The following is a 25,126-nucleotide window of genomic DNA, read 5'->3' as shown; positions in this document are numbered from 1 at the left end:
GGAGACCACGTCAGTCGCGGGCGACGACGCGCTCGAACGTCAGGCCGATGTGGTCGGGGATGTGCTCGACCGTGAGGCGCTTGCGGAACACCCAGTACGTCCAGCCCTGGTAGAGCAGCACGATCGGGGTGAGGATCACCGCGACCCACGTCATGACGGTCAGCGTGTAGTCGGTGGAGGAGGCGTTCTCGACCGTCAGGGAGTTCGCGGGGTCGAACGCGGGCATCACGGCCGGGAACATGGCCCCGAAGATGAGCACGACGGCGGCGACGATCGCGACGGCCGAGGCGCCGAACGCCAGGCCCTCGCGGCGGGTCCGGGTGGCGGCGACGAGCAGCACGAGAGCCGCGGCGGCGACGAGCACCGCACCCCAGGTCCACACGTTGCGCGAGTAGGCCAGCTGCGCCCACACGGCCCAGCCGCCGGCGAGGACGAGCGTCACGACGGAGCTGCGGGCCGCGAACGACGCCGCGCGCTCGCGCATGTCGCCGTCGGTCTTCATCGCGAGGAACGCGGCGCCGTGCGTGAGGAAGATCGACATCGTCACCAGGCCGCCGAGCAGCGCGAACGGCGAGAGCAGGGCGAAGAAGCCGCCGACGTACTGGTGGTCGGCGTCGAGCTCGACGCCCCGCACCAGGTTGGCGAACGCGACGCCCCAGAGCACGGACGGCAGGAACGAGCCGAAGACCAGCGCCCGGTCCGCCCAGGCGCGCCAGCGGTCGTCGTTGATCTTGCCGCGCCACTCGAACGCCACGACGCGCACGATGAGGGCGACGAGGATGAGGAACAGCGGCAGGTAGAAGCCGGAGAACAGCGTGGCGTACCACTCGGGGAACGCGGCGAAGGTCGCGCCGCCCGCGGTGAGCAGCCAGACCTCGTTGCCGTCCCAGACGGGGCCGATGGTGTTGATCATCAGCCGGCGCTCCTTCTCCCGGCGGGCCTTGTCGCCCCGGGGGAGGATCGCGAGCAGCATGCCGACACCGAAGTCGAACCCCTCGAGGACGAGGTAGCCGGTCCACAGGACGGCGATGAGGAGGAACCAGACGGTCGAGAGCTCCATGGCGGTCGTCGTCTCCTCAGTAGGCGAAGGACAGCGGGCGGTCGGTGCCGTCCGTCGGCCTGTTGTCGGGGTTGTCGGGGCTGGGGTCCTTCTCGGTGTCGGCGACGCCTTCCACCGCGTACCGCTTCATGAGGCGGAACCAGGCGACCGCGAGCACGCCGTACAGGGCGGTGAAGCCGATCATCGAGAACCACACCATGCCGGGGCTGACGACCTCGCTGACGCCCCGCGCGGTGAGCAGCCAGACGCCGTCGACGCCGGACGGGTCGGGGTTGGGTGCCACGACCCACGGCTGGCGGCCCATCTCGGTGAAGATCCAGCCGAAGGCCGACGCCAGGAACGGCGTAGCGATCGCAGCGATCCCGAGCCGGCCGAACCACACCTTGCCGGTGACGGACCCCTTGCGGCGCAGCAGCCACAGCGCGGCCAGCGCGAGCGCGGCGGAGCCGACGCCGAGACCGATCATGAGCCGGAACGACCAGTAGGTCACGAAGAGGTTGGGGTAGAACTGCGTCGACTCGTCGACGGTGGGCTCGACGCCGTTCTCGGCCTCCCAGGTGGTGATCCACTCGGTGTACTCGGCCTGCAGCTCCTCGACGCCGCGGATCGGCGCGTCGAACGTCCCGGTCGCCAGGAACGAGGTCAGGCCCGGGATCTCGATGAGGTGCCGGACGCCGTCGCAGTCGTTGTTCAGGTCGCCCACCGTGAGGATCGAGAAGGCGGCGCCGCCCTCGGTGGACTCGCACAGCCCTTCGGCGGCGGCCATCTTGGCGGGCTGCTGCTCGAACATCAGCTTGGCCTGCCAGTCGCCCGTGACCGCGACGCCCGCGCCCGAGACCAGCATGGTCACCAGGCCGAGCACCACCGCCGGGCGGTAGACGTCGCGGGCGGTGGCCTCGTCGCCGGCGCGGACCAGGCGCACCATCCACCAGGCGGCGATCCCGGCGACGAAGGTGCCCGCCGTGAGGAACGCGGCGGAGATCGTGTGCGGGAACGCGGCGAGCACGGTGGGGTTGGACAGCACCGCGCCGATGTCGACCATCTCCGCGCGGCCGGTCTCCATGTTGAAGATCGTGCCGACCGGGTGCTGCATCCAGGAGTTCGCCGCGAGGATGAAGAACGCCGACAGGTTCGTGGCGATCGCGACCGCCCAGATGCACGCGAGGTGGATCCTCTTGGGCAGCTTGTCCCAGCCGAAGATCCACAGCCCCAGGAACGTCGACTCGACGAAGAACGCGGCGAGGGCCTCCATGGCCAGCGGTGCGCCGAACACGTCGCCCACGAAGCGCGAGTACTCGGACCAGTTCATGCCGAACTGGAACTCCTGCACGATGCCGGTGGCGACGCCGATCGCGAAGTTGATCAGCAGGAGCTTGCCGAAGAACTTGGTCAGGCGCAGCCACCGCTCGTTGCCGGTGCGGTACCACGCCGTCTGCATGATCGCGACGAGCGGCGACAGGCCGATCGTCAGCGGCACGAAGATGAAGTGGTAGACGGTGGTGATGCCGAACTGCCAGCGGGCCAGGTCGAGGGCGTCCACGTGGGTCTCCGTGGTGGTGCGGGCGGGGGGTCTGCCGCGACGGGTGGGGCGGGCGGCGCGCCCGTCGCGGACGGTCGTGCAGCCGTTCTGGGAACGGTAGGACGAGAGCCCTCGGGAGGCCAGGACCAAGGTCCCGGGTGCTGACGAGACGTCGTCTCCCGGGGGTCGTCCTGCGCGTGGCGGTCGTCACGCGGGCGGGTCCGTGACCCGGCCGGCGCCGCCCGGCCGCGTCGGCAGGCGTGTCAGAGGCCCTGTGCGATACTGACGCACGGCCCTGACGCCCACACCGCCAGGTCCGAACGAGCTCGCCGCACCGACGTCCCGTGCAGCCAGCCGCCGCCCCGCCCTCGTCGTCATCCGGATCCTCCGGGTCGCGAGCAGGCCCGGCAGGCGATGGCGCCGCGGCCGGGGGCGGTGGCCGTGACCGACGACTTCCGTCGCCGCCAGAGCGCGCGACGACCGACCGCCCGGGGGCGTACGACGTGTGGACGGGGCCTCCCGGTACACAGGAGCACCCCGCGTGACCCACGAGACCACCCCCGACAGCACGGCAGCGACGACGACGGACGGGGGAGCGGCGCCGGCGCCGCGACGCCGCCGACGGGTGACGCGCGACGTGACGACCCCGGCCCCCGTGACGCAGGCCCCGCCCGCTCCCGTGGCGGACGCCGCCACCGACGACGTCACGACCGACGACGCCACGACCGACGAGGGTCTGCCGACGAACGCAGCCGCCGAGACCGTCACGGACGTCGAGGCGACGCCCGAGGCTGTCGACGACGTGCCGGCCGCCGTGGCCGAGCCCGTCGCCGCCCCGCCCGCGCCCCGTGCGCGCCGGTCCCGTCGCGTCTCCCGCACGGTCGTGGTCGCTCCCGGTGACGAGGCTCCGGCCGTCACGGTCGCCGTCACGCCCGAGCCTGTCGCCGTCGTCCCCGCGGCCGACCCGGCGGCCGCCGCCGTGGCCGGGCCGACCGACGTCGCCCCCGCCGCCGAGGTGGCGGTCGCGTCCGACGACGCGGCGCCCGAGGCCGCCGCGCCGGTGCGCCGTCGGCGGCGCGCCGGCCGTGCCACCGGTGCGGTGGGCGCTGCGGGCGCCGAGCAGGCCGACGCACCGGGTGGCGCGCCGACGGTCGTCGAGCCGGCCGCCGTCGTCCCCGCCGCCGACGTCCCCGCCGACGCCGACGCCCCGGCGGACGCGCCCCGCAGCAGGACCGGTGCCGGCCGCCGCAGCCGCCGTAAGACCGCCGAGCCGGCGGCGCCCGCCGACGAGGCGGCGGCTCCCGCGGCCCTCGCGGTCGCCGACGTGACGGCCGGTGCCGCCGACGACGAGCCCGCGCGCTCGCTCGACGTGCTCGCCGAGTTCCGTGCCGCCGCCCCGGTCACCGGCGAGCAGCAGCCGCCCGCCCGCGCCCGCCTGGCCACGACGGCGGTGCTCTTCCAGTCGCCCGAGGCGTCGACGCGCCCGCGCCGCCGCCGGGCGCAGGCCTCCACGGGCTCGCCCGAGGAGATCTCGCAGGCGGCCCACGCCGAGGAGCCGGTGGCGCCCGAGCAGGTCGACGAGACCGTCGTGCCCGCCGAGCAGCCGGCCGAGCAGGAGAGCGCCGGCCGCGGCCGCCGTCGTGGCCGTGGCGGGCGCAGCCGGTCGCGCCGCGACGAGCAGGTCGCGGACGACGTGACCGTCGAGGACGTGCCCGGGGCAGGTGCCCCCTCCGCGACCGACGCGCAGGACGCCGACGTCGACGACGTCGACCCCGACGACCTCGCGGACGACGCCACGGGTGACGGCGACGACGACGGCAGCACGCCCCGTCGCCGTCGGCGCCGCGGTGGTCGCGGACGCCGCGGTCGCACCGACGCCGCGGGCGCCGACGAGGACGACGCGAGCGCGGACGAGGGCGAGGACGAGCAGCCCGCGGACGGCGAGGCGTCCGACGACGACGCCGCGGGCGACGACGAGCAGGGCGGCTCCAGCCGCCGGCGCCGTCGTCGGCGTCGCGGGTCGCGTGCGGAGACCGGCGAGGCCGAGCCCCGCCGTCGCCCGGCCTCCGACGAGGTCACCGCCCTGCGGGGGTCGACGCGCCTGGAGGCCAAGCGGCAGCGTCGGCGGGAGGGCCGTGACGCCGGCCGCCGCCGTCAGATCATCACGGAGTCCGAGTTCCTCGCCCGGCGCGAGTCGGTCGAGCGCACCATGGTCGTGCGCGAGCGGGCCGGGCGCACGCAGATCGCGGTGCTCGAGGACGGCGTGCTCGTCGAGCACTACGTCTCCCACCAGGCCCAGGCCTCGATGGTCGGCAACGTGTACCTGGGGCGCGTGCAGAACGTGCTCCCGAGCATGGAGGCTGCGTTCGTCGACGTCGGCAAGGGCCGCAACGCGGTGCTGTACGCCGGCGAGGTCAACTGGGACGCGGCCGGGCTCGAGGGCCAGCCGCGGCGCATCGAGCAGGCCCTCAAGTCGGGCGACCCCGTGCTCGTCCAGGTCACCAAGGACCCGATCGGTCACAAGGGCGCGCGCCTGACGAGCCAGGTCACGCTCGCGGGCCGCTACCTGGTGTACGTGCCGGGCGGCGGCATGACCGGCATCAGCCGCAAGCTCCCCGACACCGAGCGCTCCCGTCTCAAGAAGATCCTGCGTGACGTCGTCCCGGACTCGGCGGGCGTCATCGTGCGGACCGCGGCCGAGGGGGCGAGCGAGGAGGAGCTCACCGCCGACATCGCGCGCCTGCAGGGCCAGTGGGAGGCCATCGAGAAGAAGTCCCGCACGGCGTCGGCCCCGGCGCTGCTGCAGGGGGAGCCCGACATGGCCATCCGCGTGGTCCGGGACATCTTCAACGACGACTTCTCGACCCTGGTCGTCCAGGGCGACGACGCGCACGCCACGATCGCGTCCTACGTCGGCGACCTGGCCCCGGACCTCGCGACCAAGGTGTCCAAGTGGACCGGGACGCAGGACCTGTTCACCGTGCACCGCGTCGACGAGCAGCTCGCCAAGGGCATGGACCGCAAGGTGTGGCTGCCGTCGGGCGGCTCCCTGGTCATCGACCGCACCGAGGCGATGACCGTCGTCGACGTCAACACCGGCAAGTTCACCGGCGCCGGCGGGACGCTCGAGGAGACGGTCACGCGCAACAACCTCGAGGCCGCCGAGGAGATCGTCCGGCAGCTGCGCCTGCGGGACATCGGCGGGATCATCGTCATCGACTTCATCGACATGGTGCTCGAGTCGAACCGTGACCTCGTGCTGCGCCGCCTCGTGGAGTGCCTCGGCCGCGACCGCACCAAGCACCAGGTGGCCGAGGTCACGTCGCTCGGCCTGGTGCAGATGACGCGCAAGCGCGTGGGCCAGGGGCTGGTCGAGGCCTTCAGCGAGACGTGCGAGCACTGCCACGGGCGCGGCTTCATCGTGCACACCGACCCGGTGGAGAAGAACGTGCGCCCCGACGCGGGAGCCGCCCAGGCCCCCGCCGAGGGCGAGTCCAAGCGCTCGCGGCGCAAGCGCGCCACGGCGGAGCAGGCCGCGCCGGCGGCCGCGCTGCCGACGGTGCCCGTGCTCCCCGAGGCCCGGGAGGCGGTCAAGGCCACCCTCGCCACGATCGCCGCCGCGGCGGCGCACGCCCACGAGCACGAGCACGACCGCCACGAGGCCGCGGACGGCCCCGCCGAGGAGACGCCGACCACGACGCAGGACGTCGTCGCTGCTGCGACGGACGAGCCCGCGCCGGCCGAGCGGCTCGACGTCCTCGCCGAGCTGGCCTCGACCGGCCGCCTCGCGGTCGACCCGGAGCCGACCTCGGCGGGCGACCCCGTGCTCGAGCTGCACGCGGTCGCCCCGGAGGTCTTCGCGGTCGACGAGGCCGAGGACGAGGCCGTCACGCCGGAGCCCGTGGACGACGAGCAGGAGCACGCCGCGCCGCCGGCCGAGGAGGCGCCCGGCGCGCCGGCGGCCGACGGGCAGGCCTCGGACGAGCAGGTGCCCGACGAGCCCGAGGCGGGCACGGTGCCCTGAGCGCGCGGGCGGACGCCGCGCACCGGACGGGTTTGACCCCGGCCGAGCGGGTCCGTACGCTAGAACGTCGGTGCGTCGCGTGCGTGCTGGTCGGGCCTGCTGGTTCAGCACGGTCCGCACCGCCGCCGCGCAGCCGCTCCGGACGCCGACGCGAACCCCCATCCTCACGGGTCGGGTGGCGCGCGGGCACCGGCCGACGGTGAGCAAGTGGAAGACCAGCAGGGCCCGGGCAGGGTCCGGCAGACCAGCAGGGTCCGACGAGCAGAGATGAGCAGCAACGTGGTGTACGCGATCGTGAAGGCTGGCGGCCGCCAGGAGAAGGTCGCGGTGGGCGACGTCGTCGTCGTCGACCGCCTCGCCGCGCAGGCCGGTGCGACGGTCGAGCTGCCCGCGCTGCTCCTCGTCGACGGCGACAAGGTGACGACGGACGCTGCGGCGCTCGCCGCGATCACCGTCACCGCGGAGGTCGTCCGGGACGAGAAGGGCCCGAAGATCGACATCCTCAAGTACAAGAACAAGACCGGCTACCGCAAGCGCCAGGGTCACCGTCAGCGGCTGACCCGCCTGAAGGTCACCGGCATCAAGTGACCCGACGGCCGCACCGCGGCCCTCGAACCATCGTCTGAGCACGCAGAGAGCAGGGCAGTCATGGCACACAAGAAGGGCGCGAGCTCCTCGCGCAACGGTCGCGACTCCAACGCGCAGCGCCTCGGCGTCAAGCGCTTCGGCGGTCAGGTCGTCAAGGCCGGCGAGATCATCGTCCGCCAGCGCGGCACGCACTTCCACCCCGGCGCGAACGTCGGCCGTGGCGGCGACGACACGCTCTTCGCGCTGACCGCCGGGGCCGTGGCCTTCGGCACCCGTCGCGGCCGCAAGGTCGTCGACATCGTCGCGAGCCTCTGAGGTCTCGCGGCACCTGAACGCTGCACGAAGGGGCGCACCGGTGCGGTGCGCCCCTTCGTCGTTCGACCGCAGCCCGGTCCGCCACCGCTGATCGGGCACACGTGCACGGCCCTGCGCCGACGCACACCCGGGAACCGTGACGGTCCCGGCTACAGGACGGGAGGTCCGCCGTGGCGACGTTCGTCGACCGTGTCGTGCTGCACGCGACCGGCGGTGACGGTGGGCACGGGTGCGCCTCCATCCACCGCGAGAAGTTCAAGCCCCTCGCAGGGCCGGACGGCGGGAACGGCGGGAACGGCGGTTCCGTCGTGCTCGAGGTCGACCCGCAGGTCACCACGCTGCTGCCGTTCCACCACCTGCCGCACCGGCACGCGCCCAACGGCACGCAGGGCATGGGCGACCACCGCAACGGCTCCACGGGCACGGACCTCGTGCTCGGCGTGCCGGACGGGACGGTCGTGAAGTCGCCGCAGGGCGAGGTCCTCGCCGACCTCGTCGGCCTCGGGGCGCGCTACGTCGTGGCCGCCGGCGGCCGTGGCGGTCTCGGCAACGCCGCGCTGGCCTCGGCCCGGCGCAAGGCGCCCGGCTTCGCGCTCCTCGGCGAGCCCGGCGACGAGGCGGACGTGGTGCTCGAGCTCAAGACGATCGCGGACGTCGCGCTCGTCGGCTTCCCGTCGGCGGGCAAGTCCAGCCTCGTCGCCGCGGTGTCGGCCGCCCGCCCCAAGATCGCGGACTACCCGTTCACGACCCTGGTCCCCAACCTGGGCGTGGTGCAGGCCGGCGACGCCCGCTACACCGTCGCCGACGTGCCGGGGCTGATCCCGGGTGCGTCGCAGGGCAAGGGGCTGGGCCTGGAGTTCCTCCGGCACATCGAGCGGTGCGCGGTCGTGGTGCACGTGCTGGACTGCGCGACGCTGGAGCCCGGCCGCGACCCGGTGAGCGACCTGGACGTCATCGAGGCCGAGCTGGCCGCCTACGCGGAGGACCTCGAGGTCGCGGCGGGCGGCGTCCCGCTCGCGCAGCGTCCGCGCGTCGTGGTGCTCAACAAGGTCGACGTGCCCGAGGCGCTCGAGCTCGCCGAGCTCGTGCGGCCCGAGCTCGAGGCCCGCGGGCTGCCGGTGCACGAGGTCTCGACCGCGAGCCACGTGGGCCTGCGCGCCCTGACCTTCGCGCTGGCCGAGCAGGTCGAGGCCGCGCGCCGCGCCGCGCCGGCACCGGAGCCGACCCGCGTCGTGCTGCGCCCCCGCGCGGTCGACGAGAGCGGGTTCACGGTCACGCGGCGCGAGCAGGGCGGCGCCGTGTGGTTCTCGGTGCGCGGCGAGAAGCCCGAGCGGTGGGTCCGCCAGACGGAGTTCACCAACGACGAGGCCGTCGGCTACCTGGCCGACCGGCTCGCCCGCCTGGGCGTCGAGGACCAGCTGTTCGCCGCCGGCGCCGTCGCGGGCGACGAGGTCCGCATCGGTCCTGACGAGAACTCGGTGGTCTTCGACTGGGAGCCGACGCTGCTCACCGGCAGCGAGCTGCTGGGCGGGCCCCGTGGCACCGACCTGCGCCTGGAGGACCGCAGCCGTCCCACGCGCGGGGAGAAGCGCCAGGAGTACAAGGAGCGCATGGACGCGAAGTCGGCGGCCCGTGCCGAGCTGTGGACCGAGCGCGAGGCCGGCGTCTGGACCGACGAGGGCTGAGCCCCTCCCCACCCCGGTCGTGCACCGGCCGGGGTGGTGCACGGACGTCCGGCCCGTGGCCGTCGGGGCGGCGCCCGGCCCCGGCGCGGCATCATGGCCCGCGTGAGTGCTGCAGCGCTGACCGGTCGGGACCAGCTCGCGTCCGCCGGTCGTCTCGTCGTCAAGGTCGGCTCGTCCTCGCTGACGACCCCCGACGGGCACCTCGACCCCGGGCGCCTCGACGCCGTCGTCGCGCTCCTGGCCGCACGGCGGGCGGCGGGCACGCAGGTGGTGCTGGTCTCGTCGGGCGCGATCGCCGCCGGCATCGGACCCCTGGGTCTGGCGGCCCGGCCGCGCGACCTCGCGACGCAGCAGGCGGCCGCGTCGGTCGGGCAGGGCCTGCTCGTGGCCCACTACACGCGGGCGTTCGCCGGCCACGGGCTCGGGGTCGCGCAGGTGCTGCTCACCGCGGAGGACACCTGGCGGCGCGGGCGGTACCGCAACGCGCACCGCGCGCTGACGCGGCTGCTGGACCTCGGCGTCGTGCCGATCATCAACGAGAACGACGCCGTGGCTACGGACGAGATCCGGTTCGGCGACAACGACCGGCTCGCGGCGCTCGTCTCGCACCTCGTGCACGCCGACGCGCTCGCGCTGCTGACCGACGTCGACGCGCTCTACACGGGCCCGCCGTCGCGGCCGGGGTCGCGACGCGTCGCCCACGTGCAGGGTCCCGAGGACCTCGCGGGCCTCGACGTGACGGCCCGGGGCAGCGCGGTGGGCACCGGCGGCATGGTCACCAAGCTCGACTCGGTGTCGATCGCGACGCAGTCGGGTGTGCCCGTCGTGCTGACCTCGGCGGCGCGCGCCGCCGAGGCGTTCGCGGGCGAGGACGTCGGGACGTGGTTCGCGGCCACGGGGCGCCGGGCGTCGATCCGGCTGCTGTGGCTCGCCCACGCGGCCCGTACGCGGGGACGCCTCGTGCTCGACGACGGTGCGGTGCGTGCGGTCGTCGAGCGGCGCACGTCGCTGCTGCCCGCGGGCGTCACGCACGTCGAGGGCGTGTTCGAGGCCGGTGACGCGGTGGACCTGGTCGACCCGCTCGGCGTGGTCGTGGCGCGCGGGCTCGTGGCGTACGGGTCGGACGAGGTCCCGCAGCTGCTCGGCCGGTCCACCGGCGAGCTGCGCGGCGCCCTCGGCCCCGGCTGGGACCGGGAGCTCGTGCACCGCGACGACCTCGTGCTCGTGCGGCGCGGACGGCACCGGGTGCCCCGCGACGACCGGACTACCCTGGGCCCATGAGCCTCACCGTGGACCCGGGCGCCCCGACCACCGCCACCGGCGCGGCGCCGGCCCCGCGGTCGCCGGACGCCGACGCCGTCACCCAGGTCCGGGACGTCGCGACGCGGGCGAAGGTGGCCTCCCGGCGCCTGGCGACCGCCACGCGCGCCACGAAGGACGCGGCCCTGCACGCGATGGCCGACGCGCTCGTCGCCGCCACCGCCGACCTCGTCGCGGCCAACGCCGCCGACCTGGAGCGGGGACGGGCGCAGGGCATGACGCCCGGCCTGCTCGACCGCCTCACGCTCGACGCCGCGCGCGTGGCCGCCATCGCCGACGCGCTGCGCGAGCTCGCCGGGCTGCCCGACCCCGTGGGGGAGGTCGTGCGCGGCTCGACGCTGCCCAACGGCCTGCGCCTGCGGCAGCTGCGGGTGCCCATGGGTGTCGTCGGCATGATCTACGAGGCGCGCCCGAACGTCACCGTCGACGCGGCGGGCCTGGCGCTCAAGAGCGGCAACGCCGTGGTCCTGCGCGGCGGGTCCGCCGCGGCGGCGAGCAACGCGGCGGTCGTCGCCGTCCTGGCCGACGCGCTGCGGGGCCAGGGGCTGCCTGGCGACCTGGTCCAGTCCATCGACGCGTGGGGCCGCGAGGGCGCGGTCGCGCTCATGCACGCGCGGGGCCTGGTCGACGTGCTCGTCCCGCGCGGCGGGGCCGACCTCATCGCGACGGTCGTGCGCGAGTCGACCGTGCCGGTGATCGAGACCGGCGTCGGCAACGTGCACGTGTACGTCGACGCGGCCGCCGACCTGGGGCAGGTCCTGCCGATCGTGCTCAACGCCAAGACGCAGCGCGTCGGCGTGTGCAACGCCGTCGAGACGCTCCTCGTGCACGACGACGTCGCCGACGAGCTGCTGCCGTCCCTGCTCGCGGCGCTCGCCGACGCGGGCGTCACGATCCACGCGGACGAGCGCACGCGGCGGCTGGCGCCCGAGGAGGTCGCGGTCGTGCCCGCGACCGACGAGGACTGGGCCACGGAGTACCTGTCCCTCGACCTCGCGGTCCGGGTCGTGCCGGACCTGGACGAGGCGCTCGAGCACATCCGGCGGTGGAGCTCGGGGCACACCGAGGCGATCCTCACCAACGACCTCGCGGCGAGCGAGCGGTTCGTGGCCGAGGTCGACTCCGCCGCGGTGATGGTCAACGCCTCGACCCGTTTCACCGACGGGGGGCAGCTCGGCCTGGGCGCGGAGATCGGGATCTCGACGCAGAAGCTGCACGCCCGCGGGCCCATGGGGCTGGCCGAGCTCACGACGACGAAGTGGGTCGTGCACGGCGAGGGTCACGTCCGCCCGTGACGCGCAGCACCTGGACCGACACGCACGTGTGACGTCGCACGCGACCGCCCGCACGCCCCGGACCGGCGTCCGGGTCGTGCGACACTGGGGCGCTGCGCCGCCGACGCCGGTGCAGGACGACAGCAACCACCACGAGGAGGATCGACCGTGCACGCTGCACTGATCGCCGCGGCCGAGGAGGCCGCGCACGGGAACGAGCTGCCGTTCGCGCCGGAGGTGTTCGGCGTCGGGGGCTTCGTGGGTCTGCTCGCGCTGCTGCTCATCACCTACGCCTTCCGCTCCGTCGGGTCGCGCCACTGACCGTGCAGGACGCAGCGCAGGGCCGAGCCCGCACCCGGCTGGGGGTGATGGGCGGCACGTTCGACCCCGTCCACCACGGCCACCTGGTCGCGGCGAGCGAGGCCGCCGCGCAGTTCGACCTCGACGAGGTCGTCTTCGTACCCACGGGCCAGCCGTCGTTCAAGCAGGACCGCGACGTCACGGTCGCCGAGCACCGCTACCTCATGACGGTGATCGCCACGGCGTCGAACCCGCGGTTCACCGTCAGCCGGGTCGACGTCGACCGGGTCGGTCTGACGTACACGGTCGACACGTTGAGGGACCTGCGCGCGCAGCGTCCCGAGGCCGACCTGTACTTCATCACCGGGGCCGACGCCGTCGCGCAGATGCTGACGTGGAAGGATGCTGCCGAGCTCTTCGAGATGGCGCGGTTCGTGGCGGTCAGCCGCCCCGGGCACGCGCTGTCCGTCGCCGGTCTGCCCGCCGGGCGGATCGACGTCCTGGAGGTCCCCGCCCTGGCGATCTCCTCGACCGACGTCCGTGCGCGTGCCCGCGCGGGGAAGCCGGTCTGGTACCTCGTCCCGGACGGGGTGGTCCAGTACATCGCCAAGCACAGGTTGTATCGAGGTCGCCATGAGTGAACCGGGAGAGCGCCGCCGCCGTCGTGAGATGGAGCGGTCGGCCCAGCAAGGTCCGGGCGGTCCCGTGCCGCCGCGCGACGACGCGGACGCCGCGCGCCGGGCAGGCCGTGCGGCCCCGGCGCCGTCCGGCACGCCGTCGTGGTCCGCGGGGCCGGGAGCCGCCGACCCCGACGGGTCGCGCTCGCGCCGGTCGTACCGTGACGCGAACCTCGACCCGGCGTCCGCGCCGCGTCCCGCCACACCGCCGGCGGCCCGTCCGATGCCCGCGCCCGGCCCTCCGGCCGGCAGGCCCGCGGGGCCCGGTGGGCGCGCGCCCTGGGAGCAGCCCGCACCTCAGGGGCCCGGCGCCCCGGGCGGGCGCTTCGCCGGCCCGTCGCCGACCGGCGCTCCGGGCCCGCAGGCGTCGCCCGGCGGCCCGTCCGGCTGGTCCGGTGGCGCGCCTGCGCCCGCACGTCGGCCCGCACCGTCCGGCCCCGGTGCGCCGGGTGGCCCCGGCGCGCCGTCCGGCCCCGGCGCGCCGAGCGACGGCCGGTCGTGGGGCGGGCGGGGACCCGCCGAGCCTGCGTCGCCGTCAGGGCCGGGCTGGACCTCGTCGGCCCCCGCCGCCGGTGCGCCGCGGACCTCGGCCTGGGGCGCGCCGACGTCGGCTCCGGCCGGTGCCCCGTCCGGGGCGCCGCCCCGGACCTCCACCCCCGGTCCCGGTCCCGGAGGACCCTCCGGCTGGACGCCGGGCCAGCCGGCACCCGCGCCCGAGGACACGCCGCGGCCCGTCTGGGCGTCGTCGGCACCTGCGGCGGCGCCCGCGGCCGCACCCGGACGGTCGACGGGACGCTCGACCGCACCAGGCCGTGCCACCGTCGACGGACCGGGCGCCCCCGAGGGTGCGTGGCCCGGCGCAGGGGTCGGCGAGCAGCCCGCGGCCGCCTCGCGCGGATGGTCCCCGGAGGAGGACGACGACGAGGACGACGAGCCGCGCCGCCACCCGTACACGTGGCTGCACCTGCTCGTGCTGGCCCTGGTCGCCTTCGTCCTCGGCTTCCTCATCATGCTGCTGCTGATCAACCGGCAGGACGACGCCGCGGCCGCGGCGCAGGCGCTCGCGCCCTGGGCGCCGCTCGCGGGCCCCGCCCTGAGATGACCCGGCCGACGGCACCTGGCCGCGCCCCTCGCGCGGCCAGGTGCCGTCATGGCCGACCCCGACCGTCCGTCCCGTGCACCGCACGGGACGGTGCACGCCCCGACGCGCCGCCCGACCGGGCGGGGTGCCCCTCACCCCTGGAGGACCTGTGACCGCGAGCGACCGCGCGCTGGAGCTGGCCGTTGCTGCTGCGCATGCCGCGTCCGACCTCAAGGCGCAGGAGATCATCGCGCTCGACGTGAGCGAGCAGCTGGTGCTCACCGACGTCTTCCTCATCGCCTCCGGCACCAACGAGCGGCAGGTCGGCGGCATCGTCGACGCCGTCGAGGAGCGCCTGCACGCGCTGGGCGCCAAGCCGGTGCGCCGCGAGGGCAAGGCGCAGGGCCGGTGGGTGCTCATCGACTTCGGCGAGATCGTCGTGCACGTGCAGCACGCCGAGGACCGCGTCTACTACGCCCTGGAGCGGCTCTGGAAGGACTGCCCCGTGGTCGAGCTCCCGCCGGAGGCGCGCGGCGAGCAGCAGGACGCGTGAGCGGCGCGCTGCTGCTCTGGCGGCACGGGCGCACGGCGTACAACGCCGGCGCGCGGCTGCAGGGGCAGGTCGACATCCCCCTCGACGAGGTCGGCCGCTGGCAGGCGCGCACGGCAGCGGCGACGATCCGCCGCCGGTACGCCCCGGCGCGGGTCGTGGCGTCGGACCTCTCGCGCGCGGCCGACACGGCGCGCGCGCTCGGCACGCTGCTGGACCTGCCCGTCGAGCTGGACCCGCGGCTGCGCGAGCGCGGGTTCGGCGAGTGGGAGGGCATGGCGGGGCACGAGATCGAGGCGCGGTGGCCGCAGGAGTACGCGCGCTGGCGGGCGGGGTCCGACCCGCAGGGCGTCGGTGCCGAGTCCCGTGCCCAGGTGGCGGCCCGTGTGGGCGGTGCCGTGCGTGAGCACGCCTCCGACGTCGTGGACGGTCGCACGCTGGTCGTGGTGTCCCACGGTGCGGCCATCGGCTCGGTCGTCGCCGACCTGCTCGACCAGCCGCCGGGCTGGCGCGGGGTGTCCGGGCTGCGCAACGCCCACTGGGCCGAGCTGGCGCACGGGCCGTCCTCGACGCCGCGCTGGCGGCTGCTCGGGTTCAACCTCGGGCCGACGGACGCGTCGTCGGACTGGGACGCCGGACCGGACGTGCCGCCGGCCCCGGAGACGGCCGACGACAGCACCCGGGACCCCGATTAGCGTTTCGGGGCTCCTTCGTCCTAAAGTATCCAGGCGCCCCACGGGGCGCACGAGGCCCGGCAACGGGTCACGGGGCTGTGGCGCAGCTGGTAGCGCACCTGCATGGCATGCAGGGGGTCAGGGGTTCGAGTCCCCTCAGCTCCACCCGTCGACGAAGGCCCGCACACCACGGTGTGCGGGCCTTCGTCGTGCACGGGCCGGGGCCGGTCAGCCGGTCGCCGACGACCACAGGGTCGAGCCGTCGGCGGCGCGGACGCGGGCCGTGGGGGTGCCGGTCAGGTCGAGGTCCACGTCGAGGTGGTCGGACCCGTCCCGGGCGGTCGAGCGGTACGTGCAGCGGGCGTTCTCGACGGCGACCACCTGCGTCCGGGCGTCGACGAGCCACGGGTGGCGGCGGCGCAGCCCGATCAGCTGCTGGTGGGCGCGCAGCACGTGGGTGCCCCAGGGGGCGAGGTCGGCGGGGTCGTCGGGGAACGCCGGGCGGACGGCGTCGTCGCCGCCGACGCGGTCCTCCTTGACGCCGGTGAAGCCGTGCTCGTCGCCGGCGTAGACGGACGGGACGCCCGCGAGGGTCATCAGCACGGCCGCTGCGACGACGGCGCCGTCCTGGCCGACGCGGCTGGCGATGCGCGTCACGTCGTGGTTGCCGACGAACGTCTGCGGGACGAAGTGGTCCAGGAGCGCATCGTGCCGGCCCAGCGTCCAGGCCAGCTCGTGCAGGTTGCGGTCGACGAGGCTGGACCAGACGGCCTTCCACAGCTCGTACTGCGTGACCGTGTCGACACCGCTGGCCTGCACGAACGCCGGGTAGTCGCCGTGGATGACCTCGCCGAGGACCCAGGCGTCGGGGTGCGCGGCGCGCACGCGGGGGAGGACCTGCGCCCAGAACGCGGGGTCGACCGAGTAGGCCGCGTCGAGGCGCCAGCCGTCGGCGCCGCGGTCGAGCCACCAGGTCATGACGTCGACGACGAGGTCCACGGTCGCCGGGTGCGCGTGGTCGAGGCGTACGAGCTGGTCGTGCCCCTCGAACACCCGCGGGCGCGGGCCGCCGGGTGCGTCGCGGTCGACGTCGACGACGTCGCCCTCGGGCTCGCCGCGCAGGGCCGCGGCGACGGCGGGGTGGTCGCGGCCGACGTGGCTGAAGACGCCGTCGAGGACGACGCGCAGGCCGCGCGCGTGGCACGCGGCGATCAGGTCGTCGAGGTCGCTGTCGCCGCCGAGGCGCGGGTCCACGGCGCGGTGGTCGAGGGTGTCGTACCCGTGGGTCGAGGAGCGGAAGACCGGTCCGAGCAGGAGGCCGGACGCGCCCAGCGCGACGGCGTGGTCGAGCCACCCGAGCAGGCGGCGCAGGCGCGGGCCGGGGGAGGGGTCGGGCTCGTGCACGGGGGCCCCGCAGAAGCCGAGCGGGTAGACGTGCCACAGGACGGCGTGCTCGACCCAGCCCACGGGTACCTCCTACTGAGTTGATCTCACTAACAGTGCCACCGTACCCCGCGGCCGTAGGGTGTGCCAGTGACACGACGCGACGCCCGCCCGCGCCGCCGCCTGGACCCGCAGGAGCGGCGCGAGGCCCTGCTGGCCGCGGCGGCGGACGTCTTCGCCGGTCAGGGCTATGCCGCGGCCACGATGGGTGCCGTCGCCGCCGCCGCCGACGCGTCCGAGGCGCTGGTCTACCGGTACTTCGCCGGCAAGGACGAGCTGTACGCCGCGGTGCTCGCGCGCGAGGTCGACGCGCTCGTCGCCGCCGAGGCGCGGGCCCTGTCGGCCCTGCACCCGGGGGTGCCCGTGCGCGACCGCGTCCGGGCCGTCGTGCTGACCCGGCTCGACCGCGCCGCGGTCGACCCCGACGCGTGGCTGCGGCACGTCCGGCACCCCGCCGCCGAGCCGGTGGCCGCCGGGGTCGTGCGCGCCCGCGCCCACGCCGAGCGGGTGGCGCGCGTCGGGGCCCTGCTCGTGCCCCGCGCCGACGCCCGGCACGCGTACGCCGTCGCGGGCTGGCTGGCGTTCGTCGACGCCGCGTGCGAACGGTGGGCCGGGCAGGGGTGCCCGCCCGACGACCGGTGGCCCGTCGTCGAGGCGTGCCTCGGCGCGCTCGAGGGGGCGCTGGGCGACTGGGGCTGAGCCCCGCGCTCAGGCGTCGACGGTGCGGCGCCCCGCGCGGTCGGTCGCCCCCGGGTGCAGCGAGGCGACCGCGTCGAGCACGAGGCGCAGCCCCACCTCGAACTCGTCGCCGAACGCGTACCCCTCGCGCACGCGCTCGCGGGCGAACCGCACGAGGTGCGGGTACGCGCCCTCGGGCACGGCGGCCACGATCTCGTCCGCGACCTCGGGGGCGTGCGCGTCGTCGAACGGCAGCGTCGACTCCTGCAGCACGAAGCCGTAGACGAACGCGTCGAGCAGCGCGTACGCGTGCCCGGCGGCCGGGACGTCGAAGCCCGCGCCGAGAAGCGTGCCGAGCACCGCGTCGTGGTGCTCCAGCGAGGTCGGCCCCGGCGTCCGTCGGCTCTCGAGCAGCACCAGCGCCCACGGGTGGGCGCGCAGGACCTCACGGGCGGACCGGCATCGGGTCCCGAGCGCCTCGCGCCACGGTGCTCCCGGCGGCGGCGGCGCGACCTGGCCGAGGACCTCCTCGACCAGCAGGCCGAGCAGGGCGTCCTTGTGCGGCACGTGGTGGTAGACGGCCATGGGGCGCACGCCGAGCCGCTCGGCCAGCGCGCGCATGGTCAGCGCGGCGAGGCCGTGCTCGTCCGCCAGGGCTGTGGCGGCCTGGACCGCGCGCTCGCGGGTCAGCGGTGCGCGTCGTGCCGGCATGCGTCCTCCCGGGGGTCTGGCGCGCCCAGTCTAGGGCGTGCTGTACTTAGTACGTTCGTACTTAGTACAGGCGATGGTCGGTCCCGGCGCAGGGACCGGCGAGAGGCGGGCACGATGACGGAGCAGGCGCAGCGCCCCGACGCGCAGGACGGCGCACGACCGCGGTCCACGATGCGCGCGGCGGTGCAGGACTCCTACGCCGGCCCCTGGCGCGTGGCCGACGTCCCCGTGCCGGCCCCCGGTGCTGGGGAGGTGCTCGTGCGCGTCGAGGCGGCCGGCGTCGACCGGGGCACCTGGCACCTGGCGGCCGGCGAGCCCTACCTCGTGCGCCCCGTCTTCGGCGTGCGCCGTCCCCGCACCCCGGTGCCCGGGCGCGACCTGTCCGGCGTCGTCGTCGCCCTCGGCCCCGGCACCACCCGCCTCGCCGTGGGCGACCGGGTCCTCGGCGTCGGCCGCGGCGCGTTCGCCGAGCTCGCCGTGGCGCCGGAGCGCACCCTCGTGCCCGTCCCCGTGGGCCCCCACGCGCTGACCGGCGTCGAGGCCGCCGCGCTGCCGACGTCGGGGCAGACCGCCTGGCAGGCCCTGCACACCGCCGGACGCGTCGGGGCGGGGCAGCGGGTGCTGGTGCTCGGGGCGTCCGGCGGGGTCGGCACGTTCGCCGTCCAGGTGGCCCGTGCCGCCGGGGCCGTCGTCACGGCCGTCACCAGCGCGGCCAAGGCGGACGTGGTGCGCGGCCTCGGTGCCGAGCACGTCGTCACCCACGACGTCGACGGCGACGCGCCGCTGCTCGAGGCGCCGCACGACCTGGTCGTCGACGTCGGCGGGTGCCGGCCGGTGGGCCTCCTGCGCAGGCTGACGACCCGCGACGGGACGGTCGTCGTGGTCGGCGGCGAGTCCGGCGGGCGGTGGACCTCGGGCTACGAGCGCCTGCTGCGCGTCGCGGCGGTGAACCCGTTCGTCCCGCAGCGCCTCCTCCCGCTCACGGCCCGGGACGACGCGCACGACCTGGCCCGGCTCGTCGCGCTCGTCGAGGAGGGCCTGCTGCGCCCGGTGGTCGACCGCGTCGAGCCGCTCGACCGGGCGCAGGACGCCGTCGACCACGTCGGGGCGGGGCGTGCGCGTGGCAAGGTGGTCGTGCGCGTCGGTCCGACCGGCTGACGCCAGCCGCGCCCGGCGGCCCGCCCCGGCTCCCCACGAGCCCGGGCCGGCCGCTGCGGGCCCCGACGGACGGAGGCGTGATGACCACGACCGAGGCGGGCCCCGAGCTCGCGCTGTGCCCGGCCGGTGCGCGCCCCGGCGTGCAGGTGCTGGCCCCGCGCGACGTGCCGCTGGGCGGGCCGCGGGCCATGGCCGTGCGGCGCACGCTCCCGCACCGGGACCGGTCCTTCGTCGGCGCCTGGTGCTTCGTCGACCACTACGGCCCCGACGACGTCGCCGCCACCGGCGGCATGGACGTCCCCCCGCACCCGCACACCGGGCTGGCGACCGTGTCCTGGCTCTTCGAGGGCGAGATCGAGCACCGCGACTCCGGCGGCGTGCACGCGGTCGTGCGCCCCGGCGAGGTCAACCTCATGAGCGCCGGGCACGGCATCGCGCACTCCGAGGTGTCCACGCCCGGCACCGCGCGGCTGCACGGCGTGCAGCTCTGGGTCGTGCTGCCCGCGGCCGCACGGGACGGCGAGCGCGCCTTCCAGCACCACGCCGCGCCGATGGTCGACCTCGCGCCCGGCGTGCGGGGCCGCGTCTTCGTCGGGTCGTTCGCAGGGCACGCCTCGCCCGTGCGCACCGCCACACCGCTGCTCGGCGTCGAGGTGCACCTCGACGCCGGCACCCGCTGGGCGGCCCCGGTCGACCCGGCCCACGAGCACGCCCTCCTGCTGGACCGGGGGAGCGCGACCCTGGCGGGGACCGCGCTCGCGCCCGGCGACCTCGGCGTGGTCGACCCGGGGCCGTCCACCCTGGAGGTCGTCGCGCACGAGCCGGTCCGTGCCGTCCTGCTCGGCGGGGCGCCCTTCGAGGAGGAGGTCGTCATGTGGTGGAACTTCATCGCCCCGACGCACGACGACGTCGTCGCCGCCCGCGACGCCTGGCAGGCGCGCTCGGCCCGGTTCGGGCAGGTGCCGGGGTGGGACCGGGAGCCCGGGTGGCTGCCCGCCCCCCAGATCCCGCCCGTCCGGCTGCGCCCGCGCGGCCGCTCCGGGCGCGGCGGGCCGCCCGCCTGACGTCCCGCCGGGCCGGTCCGTGATCCGCCAGCCGGATCACGGACCCGCGCACGGGTGACGTTCCTCTACGGTGGGGCCCGTGACAGCGACGGAGAACGGGCCCGAGGTCCCTCGCGGACTCGCCCGCCACGACGTACCCGAGCCCCTGCGCAACGACGTCAGGCTGCTCGGCGAGCTCCTCGGCCGCGTCCTGCGCGAGTCGGGGGGCGAGGACCTGCTCGCCGACGTCGAACGGCTGCGCGAGCTGACGATCCGGTCCCACGCGGAGCCCGACGGCGAGGCGCTCGCGCAGGCGGAGTCGCTCGTCGCGGGCTTCGAGCCCGCGCGGGCCGAGCAGGTGGCGCGCGCGTTCACGTGCTACTTCCACCTGGCGAACCTCGCCGAGGAGTACCACCGCGTGCGGGTCCTGCACGAGCGCGAGTCGCGGCTCGCGCCGCACGAGCTCGCGCCCGACGACTCCCTGCCCGCCGCCTACCAGCAGCTCGCAGACGAGATCGGCGAGGACGGGGCCCGCGAGCGGCTGCGCTCGCTGGAGTTCCGCCCCGTGTTCACCGCCCACCCGACCGAGGCGCGCCGCCGGGCCGTCGCCCGCTCGATCCGGCGGATCGCCGAGCTCGTCGCCGAGCGCGACGCCCTCCACCTGGGCGGCACCACGCTCGCCGAGAACGAGCGCCGGCTGCTCGCCGAGATCGACACGCTGTGGCGCACGTCGCCGCTGCGCGCCGCCAAGCCCACGGTCGTCGACGAGGTCGCGACCGTGCTGTCGATCGTCGACTCCACGCTCGCCGACGTGCTGCCGACCGTGTACCGGCGCCTGGACGACTGGCTGCTGGGCGACCAGGCCGGCACCACCGCGCCCGTCGTGACGCCGTTCGCCCGCCTGGGCACCTGGATCGGCGGCGACCGCGACGGCAACCCGAACGTCACCGCCGAGGTGACCCGAGCGGCGGCCGTCCTCGCCTCCGAGCACGCCCTCGCCGCGCTGGAGGCGTCCGCCGTGCGCGCCGCGGGCGGTCTGACGCTCGACGGCGTCGGCACCCCCGCCTCGTCCGAGCTGTCGGCCCTGTGGCAGCGTCAGCGCGCCCTGTCCGAGCAGCTCACCGCACGGGTGGCCGCCGACGCGCCCAACGAGCCCCACCGGCGCGCCCTGCTCGTCATCGTCGAGCGCGTCGCCGCCACCCGCCGCCGCGACGCCGACCTGGCCTACGCCGGGCCCGACGAGCTCGAGGCCGAGCTGCTCGTGGTCCAGCGCTCCCTCGTGCAGGCCGGTGCCCCGCGCGCCGCCTACGGCGACCTGCAGCGGCTCCTGTGGCAGGTGCGGACCTTCGGGTTCCACCTCGCCGAGCTCGAGGTGCGCCAGCACTCCCAGGTGCACGCCGCCGCGCTCGCGGACATCGAGGCCCACGGCGTCGACGGCGACCTGGCCCCGCAGACCCTCGAGGTCCTCGACACGTTCCGCGCGCTCGGGACGGTCCAGCGCCGGTTCGGCGAGGCGGCCGCCCGGCGGTACATCGTCTCGTTCACCCAGTCCGCGGAGCACCTCGCCGCCGTGTACCGGCTCGCCGAGCACGCGTTCGGCGGGGCCGAGCACGCACCGGTCATCGACGCGATCCCGCTGTTCGAGACCTTCGCCGACCTGCAGGCCAGCGTCGACATCCTCGAGGAGGCGCTGACGCACCCGCGGGTCCAGGAGCGCCTGGCGGCCAACGGCCGGCGCGTCGAGGTCATGCTCGGGTACTCCGACTCCTCCAAGGACGTCGGGCCCGTCTCCGCGACGCTCGCGCTCGACGACGCCCAGCGGCGGATCGCCCAGTGGGCCCAGCGCCACGACATCGTCCTGACCCTCTTCCACGGCCGCGGCGGCGCGCTCGGCCGCGGCGGCGGTCCGGCCAACCGTGCGGTGCTCGCCCAGCCGCCGGGCTCCGTCGACGGCCGCTTCAAGCTCACGGAGCAGGGCGAGGTCATCTTCGCCCGCTACGGCGACCCCGACATCGCCACGCGGCACATCGAGCAGGTCGCCGCCGCCACGCTGCTGGCCGGCGCGCCGAGCGTCGAGCAGCGCAACGACGAGGCCGCGCAGCGCTTCGCCGGCCTCGCCGCACGGCTCGACGCGGCGTCGCGCGAGCGGTTCCACGCGCTGGTCCGCTCCGAGGGCTTCCCGGCGTGGTTCGCCCAGGTCACCCCCCTGGAGGAGGTCGGCCTGCTGCCCATCGGGTCCCGCCCGGCCCGCCGCGGGCTGTCGGTCTCGTCCCTGGACGACCTGCGGGCCATCCCGTGGGTGTTCTCGTGGTCGCAGGCCCGGATCAACCTGGCCGGCTGGTTCGGGCTCGGCACCGCGCTCGCGGCAGTCGGGGACCTGGACGAGCTGCGCACCGCGTACGAGCGGTGGCCGCTGTTCGCGACGATCATCGACAACGTCGAGATGTCGCTGGCGAAGACGGACGAGCGGATCGCGGCGCGCTACCTCGCGCTGGGCGACCGCGACGACCTCGCGGGCATGGTGCTCGAGGAGATGCGCCTGACCCGCGAGTGGGTGCTGGCCACGACGGACTCGACGGCCGTGCTCTCGCGTCGGCGGATCCTGGGCCGGGCCGTCCAGCTGCGCTCGCCGTACGTCGACGCGCTCTCGCTGCTCCAGCTGCGGGCGCTGCGCGCGCTGCGCACCTCGGAGGCAGGGGACGTCGTCGACGAGCCGCGCCGGCTCATGCTGCTCTCCGTCAACGGGGTGGCCGCCGGTCTGCAGAACACCGGCTGAGGCGTCCTGCTCCGGCGCGGGCCACGTCGGCCCGGCCGGAGCGGCCGGTGCCGGCCCGCCGTGCTGGCAGGCCGTTCCGGGGACCGCGACGTCAGGACGGCAGGGACACGACCGGCGGCGGGGTCGTGCCCGCGGCCAGGGCGTCGAGCACCAGGCGCTCGTGCGGCACGACCTGCTCCGGCAGCGACCGCAGCGGCCACCAGCGCAGCTGCTCGGCCTTGTCGGGCTCACGCAGCTCGGGCTCGCCCGTCCAGTCCTCGACGACGAAGAAGGCGTCGAGACGCTGCTCCACGGGCGGGCCGGTGCGCTCGAACCGGTGCAGGGCGGTCAGCGGTCGGAGCGCGTCCGGGGCGACCGTGACGCCGGCCTCCTCGCGCGCCTCGCGGACCGCGGCCTCGTGCACGGACTCCCCGGGGTCGACGTGCCCGGCGAGCGTCGCCCACCAGCCGTCGCGGTACCCGGTGCCGCGGCGCAGCTGCAGCAGCACCTCGGGACCGTCCGCGCCCGGGCGCAGGAGCACGACGTAGGCGGCGGCGACGAGCAGCGTCCGTCCGGCGGCGTGGTCGTCGGGCGCGTACCGGGCGGTGCGGGTCGGCGGGTCCTGCGGCGGGGGTGCGGTGGCCGGCATGGCGGGCAGTCTGGCACGGCGGCGTCAGCACGTGCCGTCGGTGTGCAGGAGCTCCCACACGTGGCCGTCGGGGTCGCTCACGGTGCGCGCGTACGTGCCGTCGTCGTCGAACGCCGGCAGGGGCTCGGCGCCGCCGAGCGCCAGGGCCCGCGCGGCGAGGGTGTCGACCTCGTGCCGCGAGCCCGCGGCCAGGCACATCATCACCTGCGTCGCGCCGCGGGCGTCGGGCACGGGGTGCGGTGCGTGCGCGGCGAAGCACGGGCGGGGGAGCACCACGAGGACGACGCCGGGCGCGAGCCGCACGGCGAGCGTGCGGGCGTCCGAGGACCGCGCGTCGACGCCGAACCCGAGGCCGGCCCAGAAGCGCCGGGCCAGGTCGAGGTCGTGCGTCGGCAGGTTGACGACGACCATCCGGTCCACGGGTACCTCCTGCGGTGGCGGGGTCCGCGGTGCGCGGGCGCAGGGGTACGGACCTGCGGCGTCGTCGGGACTCGTCGGTCGGGGGTGGGCGATGTCGGACGTCGGCGATACCGTCGAGGTGTGACGCTGACCACACCATCGCCGCAGCCCGCCCCGCCCGACCCGCCGCCGACGTCGCCCGAGGAGTTCGCCGCCCGGCTCGCGCCGATGCGGCGGGAGATCCTCGCGCACTGCTACCGCATGACCGGCTCGGTGCACGACGCCGAGGACGTGCTCCAGGAGACCTACCTGCGCGCGTGGCGTGCCATGCGCGGGTTCGAGAACCGGTCGTCGCTGCGCACCTGGATGTTCCGCATCGCGACCAACGCGTGCCTGACCCACCTCGACGGCCGCCGGCGACGACCGCTGCCCACCGGCATCGGCGCACCGCCGGCCGACCCCCGTGACGAGCCGCGCGTGGACGCCGGCACGCCGTGGCTGGAGCCGCTGCCGGACGCGCTCGTGTGGTCGCACGCGCCGGCCGACCCCGCCGAGACGGTCGTGGACCGTGACACGGTGCGGCTCGCGTTCGTGGCGGCCCTGCAGCACCTGACGGCCCAGCAGCGTGCGGTCCTGCTGCTGCGCGACGTCCTGGCGTGGTCCGCGGCGGAGGTGGCCGAGGCGCTCGACCTCACGGTGGCGGGCGTGAACTCGACCCTGCAGCGGGCGCGGGCGCACATGGCGAACGTGCAGGACGTGACCCCGCTGGAGCCGACCGACCCGCGCCGTCGCCGGCTCCTGGAGCGGTACGTGGAGGCGTTCGAGGCCTACGACGTCGCCGCGATCGTGGACCTGCTCGCCGCCGACGTCGTCTGGGAGATGCCGCCGTACCCGGGCTGGTACTCCGGCCCGGCGGCCGTGGGCGAGCTCATCGCGACGTGGTGCCCGGCGACGGGCCCGGGGTCGATGCGGCTGGTGCCCACCGCGGCGAACGGGCTGCCGGCGTACGGCCTGTACATGCGCGACGCGGACGGCACGCACCGGGCGTTCCAGGTCCAGCAGGTCACGGTCGGCGAGGACGGCGTCCGGCACGTCACGGTGTGGTTCGGCGCGCCGCTGTTCGCCCGGTTCGGCCTGCCCGAGGTCCTCGACCCCGCCTGAGCGCCGCGGCCGTGCCCCGCGCCGGGTGGGCGGGGTGCGGCCGCAGCGGGGCGCGGGACCGG

General features: G+C 75.9%; 22 protein-coding genes and 1 tRNA gene. 17 read left to right on the top strand and 6 right to left on the bottom strand.

Translation table 11 applies throughout. The features are described from left to right. Positions 1-10 precede the first annotated feature (10 nt). Positions 11-1,060, bottom strand: coding sequence for a cytochrome d ubiquinol oxidase subunit II (cydB, locus tag BKA21_RS03525; protein WP_140458614.1), 1,050 nt, complete (start codon positions 1,058-1,060; stop codon positions 11-13). Between the two features lie 16 nt (positions 1,061-1,076). Further along, positions 1,077-2,600 carry a cytochrome ubiquinol oxidase subunit I gene (locus tag BKA21_RS03520; protein WP_140458615.1) on the bottom strand — a complete coding sequence of 508 codons (1,524 nt, stop codon included), beginning with the start codon at positions 2,598-2,600 and terminating at the stop codon, positions 1,077-1,079. A 520-nt stretch (positions 2,601-3,120) separates the two neighbouring features. Between BKA21_RS03520 and BKA21_RS03515 the strand changes: the two genes are divergently transcribed. The 12 genes from BKA21_RS03515 to BKA21_RS03470 all read left to right on the top strand — a co-directional run bounded on the left by BKA21_RS03515 (position 3,121) and on the right by BKA21_RS03470 (position 15,232). Then, the gene (locus tag BKA21_RS03515; protein WP_240705028.1) at positions 3,121-6,603 is read left to right on the top strand and encodes an Rne/Rng family ribonuclease; all 3,483 of its coding nucleotides are present in this window, start codon (positions 3,121-3,123) and stop codon (positions 6,601-6,603) included. Between the two features lie 279 nt (positions 6,604-6,882). Further along, a complete protein-coding gene (rplU, locus tag BKA21_RS03510) occupies positions 6,883-7,191 on the top strand; it encodes a 50S ribosomal protein L21 (protein ID WP_203793542.1) in 309 nt (102 codons plus the stop codon). A gap of 60 nt (positions 7,192-7,251) precedes the next feature. Then, a complete protein-coding gene (gene rpmA, locus BKA21_RS03505) occupies positions 7,252-7,506 on the top strand; it encodes a 50S ribosomal protein L27 (RefSeq protein ID WP_140458617.1) in 255 nt (84 codons plus the stop codon). Positions 7,507-7,676: 170 nt separating this feature from the next. Then, on the top strand, positions 7,677-9,191 hold the full coding sequence (gene obgE, locus BKA21_RS03500) for a GTPase ObgE (RefSeq protein WP_140458618.1): 1,515 nt from the start codon (positions 7,677-7,679) through the stop codon (positions 9,189-9,191). A 93-nt stretch (positions 9,192-9,284) separates the two neighbouring features. Next, positions 9,285-10,472 carry a glutamate 5-kinase gene (gene proB / locus BKA21_RS03495; protein ID WP_140459160.1) on the top strand — a complete coding sequence of 396 codons (1,188 nt, stop codon included), beginning with the start codon at positions 9,285-9,287 and terminating at the stop codon, positions 10,470-10,472. After that, a complete protein-coding gene (locus tag BKA21_RS03490; RefSeq protein WP_140458619.1) occupies positions 10,469-11,806 on the top strand; it encodes a glutamate-5-semialdehyde dehydrogenase in 1,338 nt (445 codons plus the stop codon). The genes proB and BKA21_RS03490 overlap by 4 nt, the downstream gene beginning before the upstream one ends. A gap of 147 nt (positions 11,807-11,953) precedes the next feature. Then, positions 11,954-12,106, top strand: a complete 153-nt coding sequence (locus BKA21_RS19040; RefSeq protein WP_174243497.1) for a hypothetical protein — start codon at positions 11,954-11,956, stop codon at positions 12,104-12,106. A gap of 2 nt (positions 12,107-12,108) precedes the next feature. Next, entirely contained in the window at positions 12,109-12,726 is a 618-nt protein-coding gene (gene nadD, locus BKA21_RS03485) for a nicotinate-nucleotide adenylyltransferase (protein WP_275406420.1), read from the top strand. 1,006 nt (positions 12,727-13,732) lie between these two features. Then, positions 13,733-13,864 carry a hypothetical protein gene (locus tag BKA21_RS19245; protein ID WP_257023411.1) on the top strand — a complete coding sequence of 44 codons (132 nt, stop codon included), beginning with the start codon at positions 13,733-13,735 and terminating at the stop codon, positions 13,862-13,864. A gap of 148 nt (positions 13,865-14,012) precedes the next feature. Then, positions 14,013-14,396 (top strand): ribosome silencing factor, encoded by a 384-nt coding sequence (gene rsfS / locus BKA21_RS03480; protein WP_140458622.1) that lies wholly within the window; start codon positions 14,013-14,015, stop codon positions 14,394-14,396. Then, positions 14,393-15,088, top strand: a complete 696-nt coding sequence (locus BKA21_RS03475; protein ID WP_140458623.1) for a histidine phosphatase family protein — start codon at positions 14,393-14,395, stop codon at positions 15,086-15,088. The genes rsfS and BKA21_RS03475 overlap by 4 nt, the downstream gene beginning before the upstream one ends. 71 nt (positions 15,089-15,159) lie before the next feature. Continuing rightward, positions 15,160-15,232, top strand: a tRNA-Ala gene (locus BKA21_RS03470). Positions 15,233-15,295: 63 nt separating this feature from the next. On the opposite strand, the gene BKA21_RS03465 is transcribed toward BKA21_RS03470, so the two are convergent. Beyond that, entirely contained in the window at positions 15,296-16,534 is a 1,239-nt protein-coding gene (locus BKA21_RS03465) for an alpha-amylase family protein (protein ID WP_140458624.1), read from the bottom strand. Between the two features lie 66 nt (positions 16,535-16,600). Here BKA21_RS03465 and BKA21_RS03460 point away from each other — a divergent pair, with 66 nt between their 5' ends. Further along, complete coding sequence (locus tag BKA21_RS03460; RefSeq protein WP_140458625.1) at positions 16,601-17,209, top strand: TetR/AcrR family transcriptional regulator; 609 nt, start codon at positions 16,601-16,603, stop codon at positions 17,207-17,209. Positions 17,210-17,218: 9 nt separating this feature from the next. On the opposite strand, the gene BKA21_RS03455 is transcribed toward BKA21_RS03460, so the two are convergent. Beyond that, the gene (locus BKA21_RS03455) at positions 17,219-17,899 is read right to left on the bottom strand and encodes a TetR/AcrR family transcriptional regulator (protein ID WP_140458626.1); all 681 of its coding nucleotides are present in this window, start codon (positions 17,897-17,899) and stop codon (positions 17,219-17,221) included. A gap of 114 nt (positions 17,900-18,013) precedes the next feature. Between BKA21_RS03455 and BKA21_RS03450 the strand changes: the two genes are divergently transcribed. From BKA21_RS03450 to BKA21_RS03440, 3 genes are all read left to right on the top strand, one after another. Next, positions 18,014-19,057 carry an NAD(P)-dependent alcohol dehydrogenase gene (locus BKA21_RS03450; protein ID WP_203793536.1) on the top strand — a complete coding sequence of 348 codons (1,044 nt, stop codon included), beginning with the start codon at positions 18,014-18,016 and terminating at the stop codon, positions 19,055-19,057. An 80-nt stretch (positions 19,058-19,137) separates the two neighbouring features. Then, complete coding sequence (locus tag BKA21_RS03445) at positions 19,138-20,121, top strand: pirin family protein (protein WP_140458627.1); 984 nt, start codon at positions 19,138-19,140, stop codon at positions 20,119-20,121. A 79-nt stretch (positions 20,122-20,200) separates the two neighbouring features. Next, positions 20,201-22,876 (top strand): phosphoenolpyruvate carboxylase, encoded by a 2,676-nt coding sequence (locus tag BKA21_RS03440; protein ID WP_179625305.1) that lies wholly within the window; start codon positions 20,201-20,203, stop codon positions 22,874-22,876. 91 nt (positions 22,877-22,967) lie between these two features. On the opposite strand, the gene BKA21_RS03435 is transcribed toward BKA21_RS03440, so the two are convergent. Further along, positions 22,968-23,504: an NUDIX hydrolase gene (locus BKA21_RS03435; RefSeq protein WP_140458629.1), complete on the bottom strand. Its 537-nt coding sequence runs from the start codon at positions 23,502-23,504 to the stop codon at positions 22,968-22,970. Positions 23,505-23,528: 24 nt separating this feature from the next. Further along, positions 23,529-23,924 (bottom strand): VOC family protein, encoded by a 396-nt coding sequence (locus BKA21_RS03430; RefSeq protein WP_140458630.1) that lies wholly within the window; start codon positions 23,922-23,924, stop codon positions 23,529-23,531. A gap of 120 nt (positions 23,925-24,044) precedes the next feature. On the opposite strand from BKA21_RS03430, the gene BKA21_RS03425 reads away from it, so the two are divergent. Next, positions 24,045-25,064, top strand: a complete 1,020-nt coding sequence (locus tag BKA21_RS03425) for a sigma-70 family RNA polymerase sigma factor (RefSeq protein ID WP_239072973.1) — start codon at positions 24,045-24,047, stop codon at positions 25,062-25,064. The last annotated feature ends 62 nt before the right edge of the window (positions 25,065-25,126 follow it).

It is taken from the genome of Cellulomonas oligotrophica, from assembly GCF_013409875.1.
In the GTDB taxonomy this organism is placed as follows: Bacteria; Actinomycetota; Actinomycetes; order Actinomycetales; family Cellulomonadaceae; genus Cellulomonas; species Cellulomonas oligotrophica.
This window is presented reverse-complemented; position numbering and strand designations above follow the sequence as displayed.

Excerpts from the sequence above, each read along its gene's own strand:
- cydB (WP_140458614.1), bottom strand. The coding sequence starts at position 1,060 with ATGGAGCTCTCGACCGTCTGGTTCCTCCTCATCGCCGTCCTGTGGACC.
- rpmA (WP_140458617.1), top strand. The coding sequence starts at position 7,252 with ATGGCACACAAGAAGGGCGCGAGCTCCTCGCGCAACGGTCGCGACTCC.
- proB (WP_140459160.1), top strand. The coding sequence starts at position 9,285 with ATGGCCCGCGTGAGTGCTGCAGCGCTGACCGGTCGGGACCAGCTCGCG.
- BKA21_RS03490 (WP_140458619.1), top strand. The coding sequence starts at position 10,469 with ATGAGCCTCACCGTGGACCCGGGCGCCCCGACCACCGCCACCGGCGCG.
- BKA21_RS03455 (WP_140458626.1), bottom strand. The coding sequence starts at position 17,899 with ATGCCGGCACGACGCGCACCGCTGACCCGCGAGCGCGCGGTCCAGGCC.
- BKA21_RS03450 (WP_203793536.1), top strand. The coding sequence starts at position 18,014 with ATGACGGAGCAGGCGCAGCGCCCCGACGCGCAGGACGGCGCACGACCG.
- BKA21_RS03445 (WP_140458627.1), top strand. The coding sequence starts at position 19,138 with ATGACCACGACCGAGGCGGGCCCCGAGCTCGCGCTGTGCCCGGCCGGT.
- BKA21_RS03435 (WP_140458629.1), bottom strand. The coding sequence starts at position 23,504 with ATGCCGGCCACCGCACCCCCGCCGCAGGACCCGCCGACCCGCACCGCC.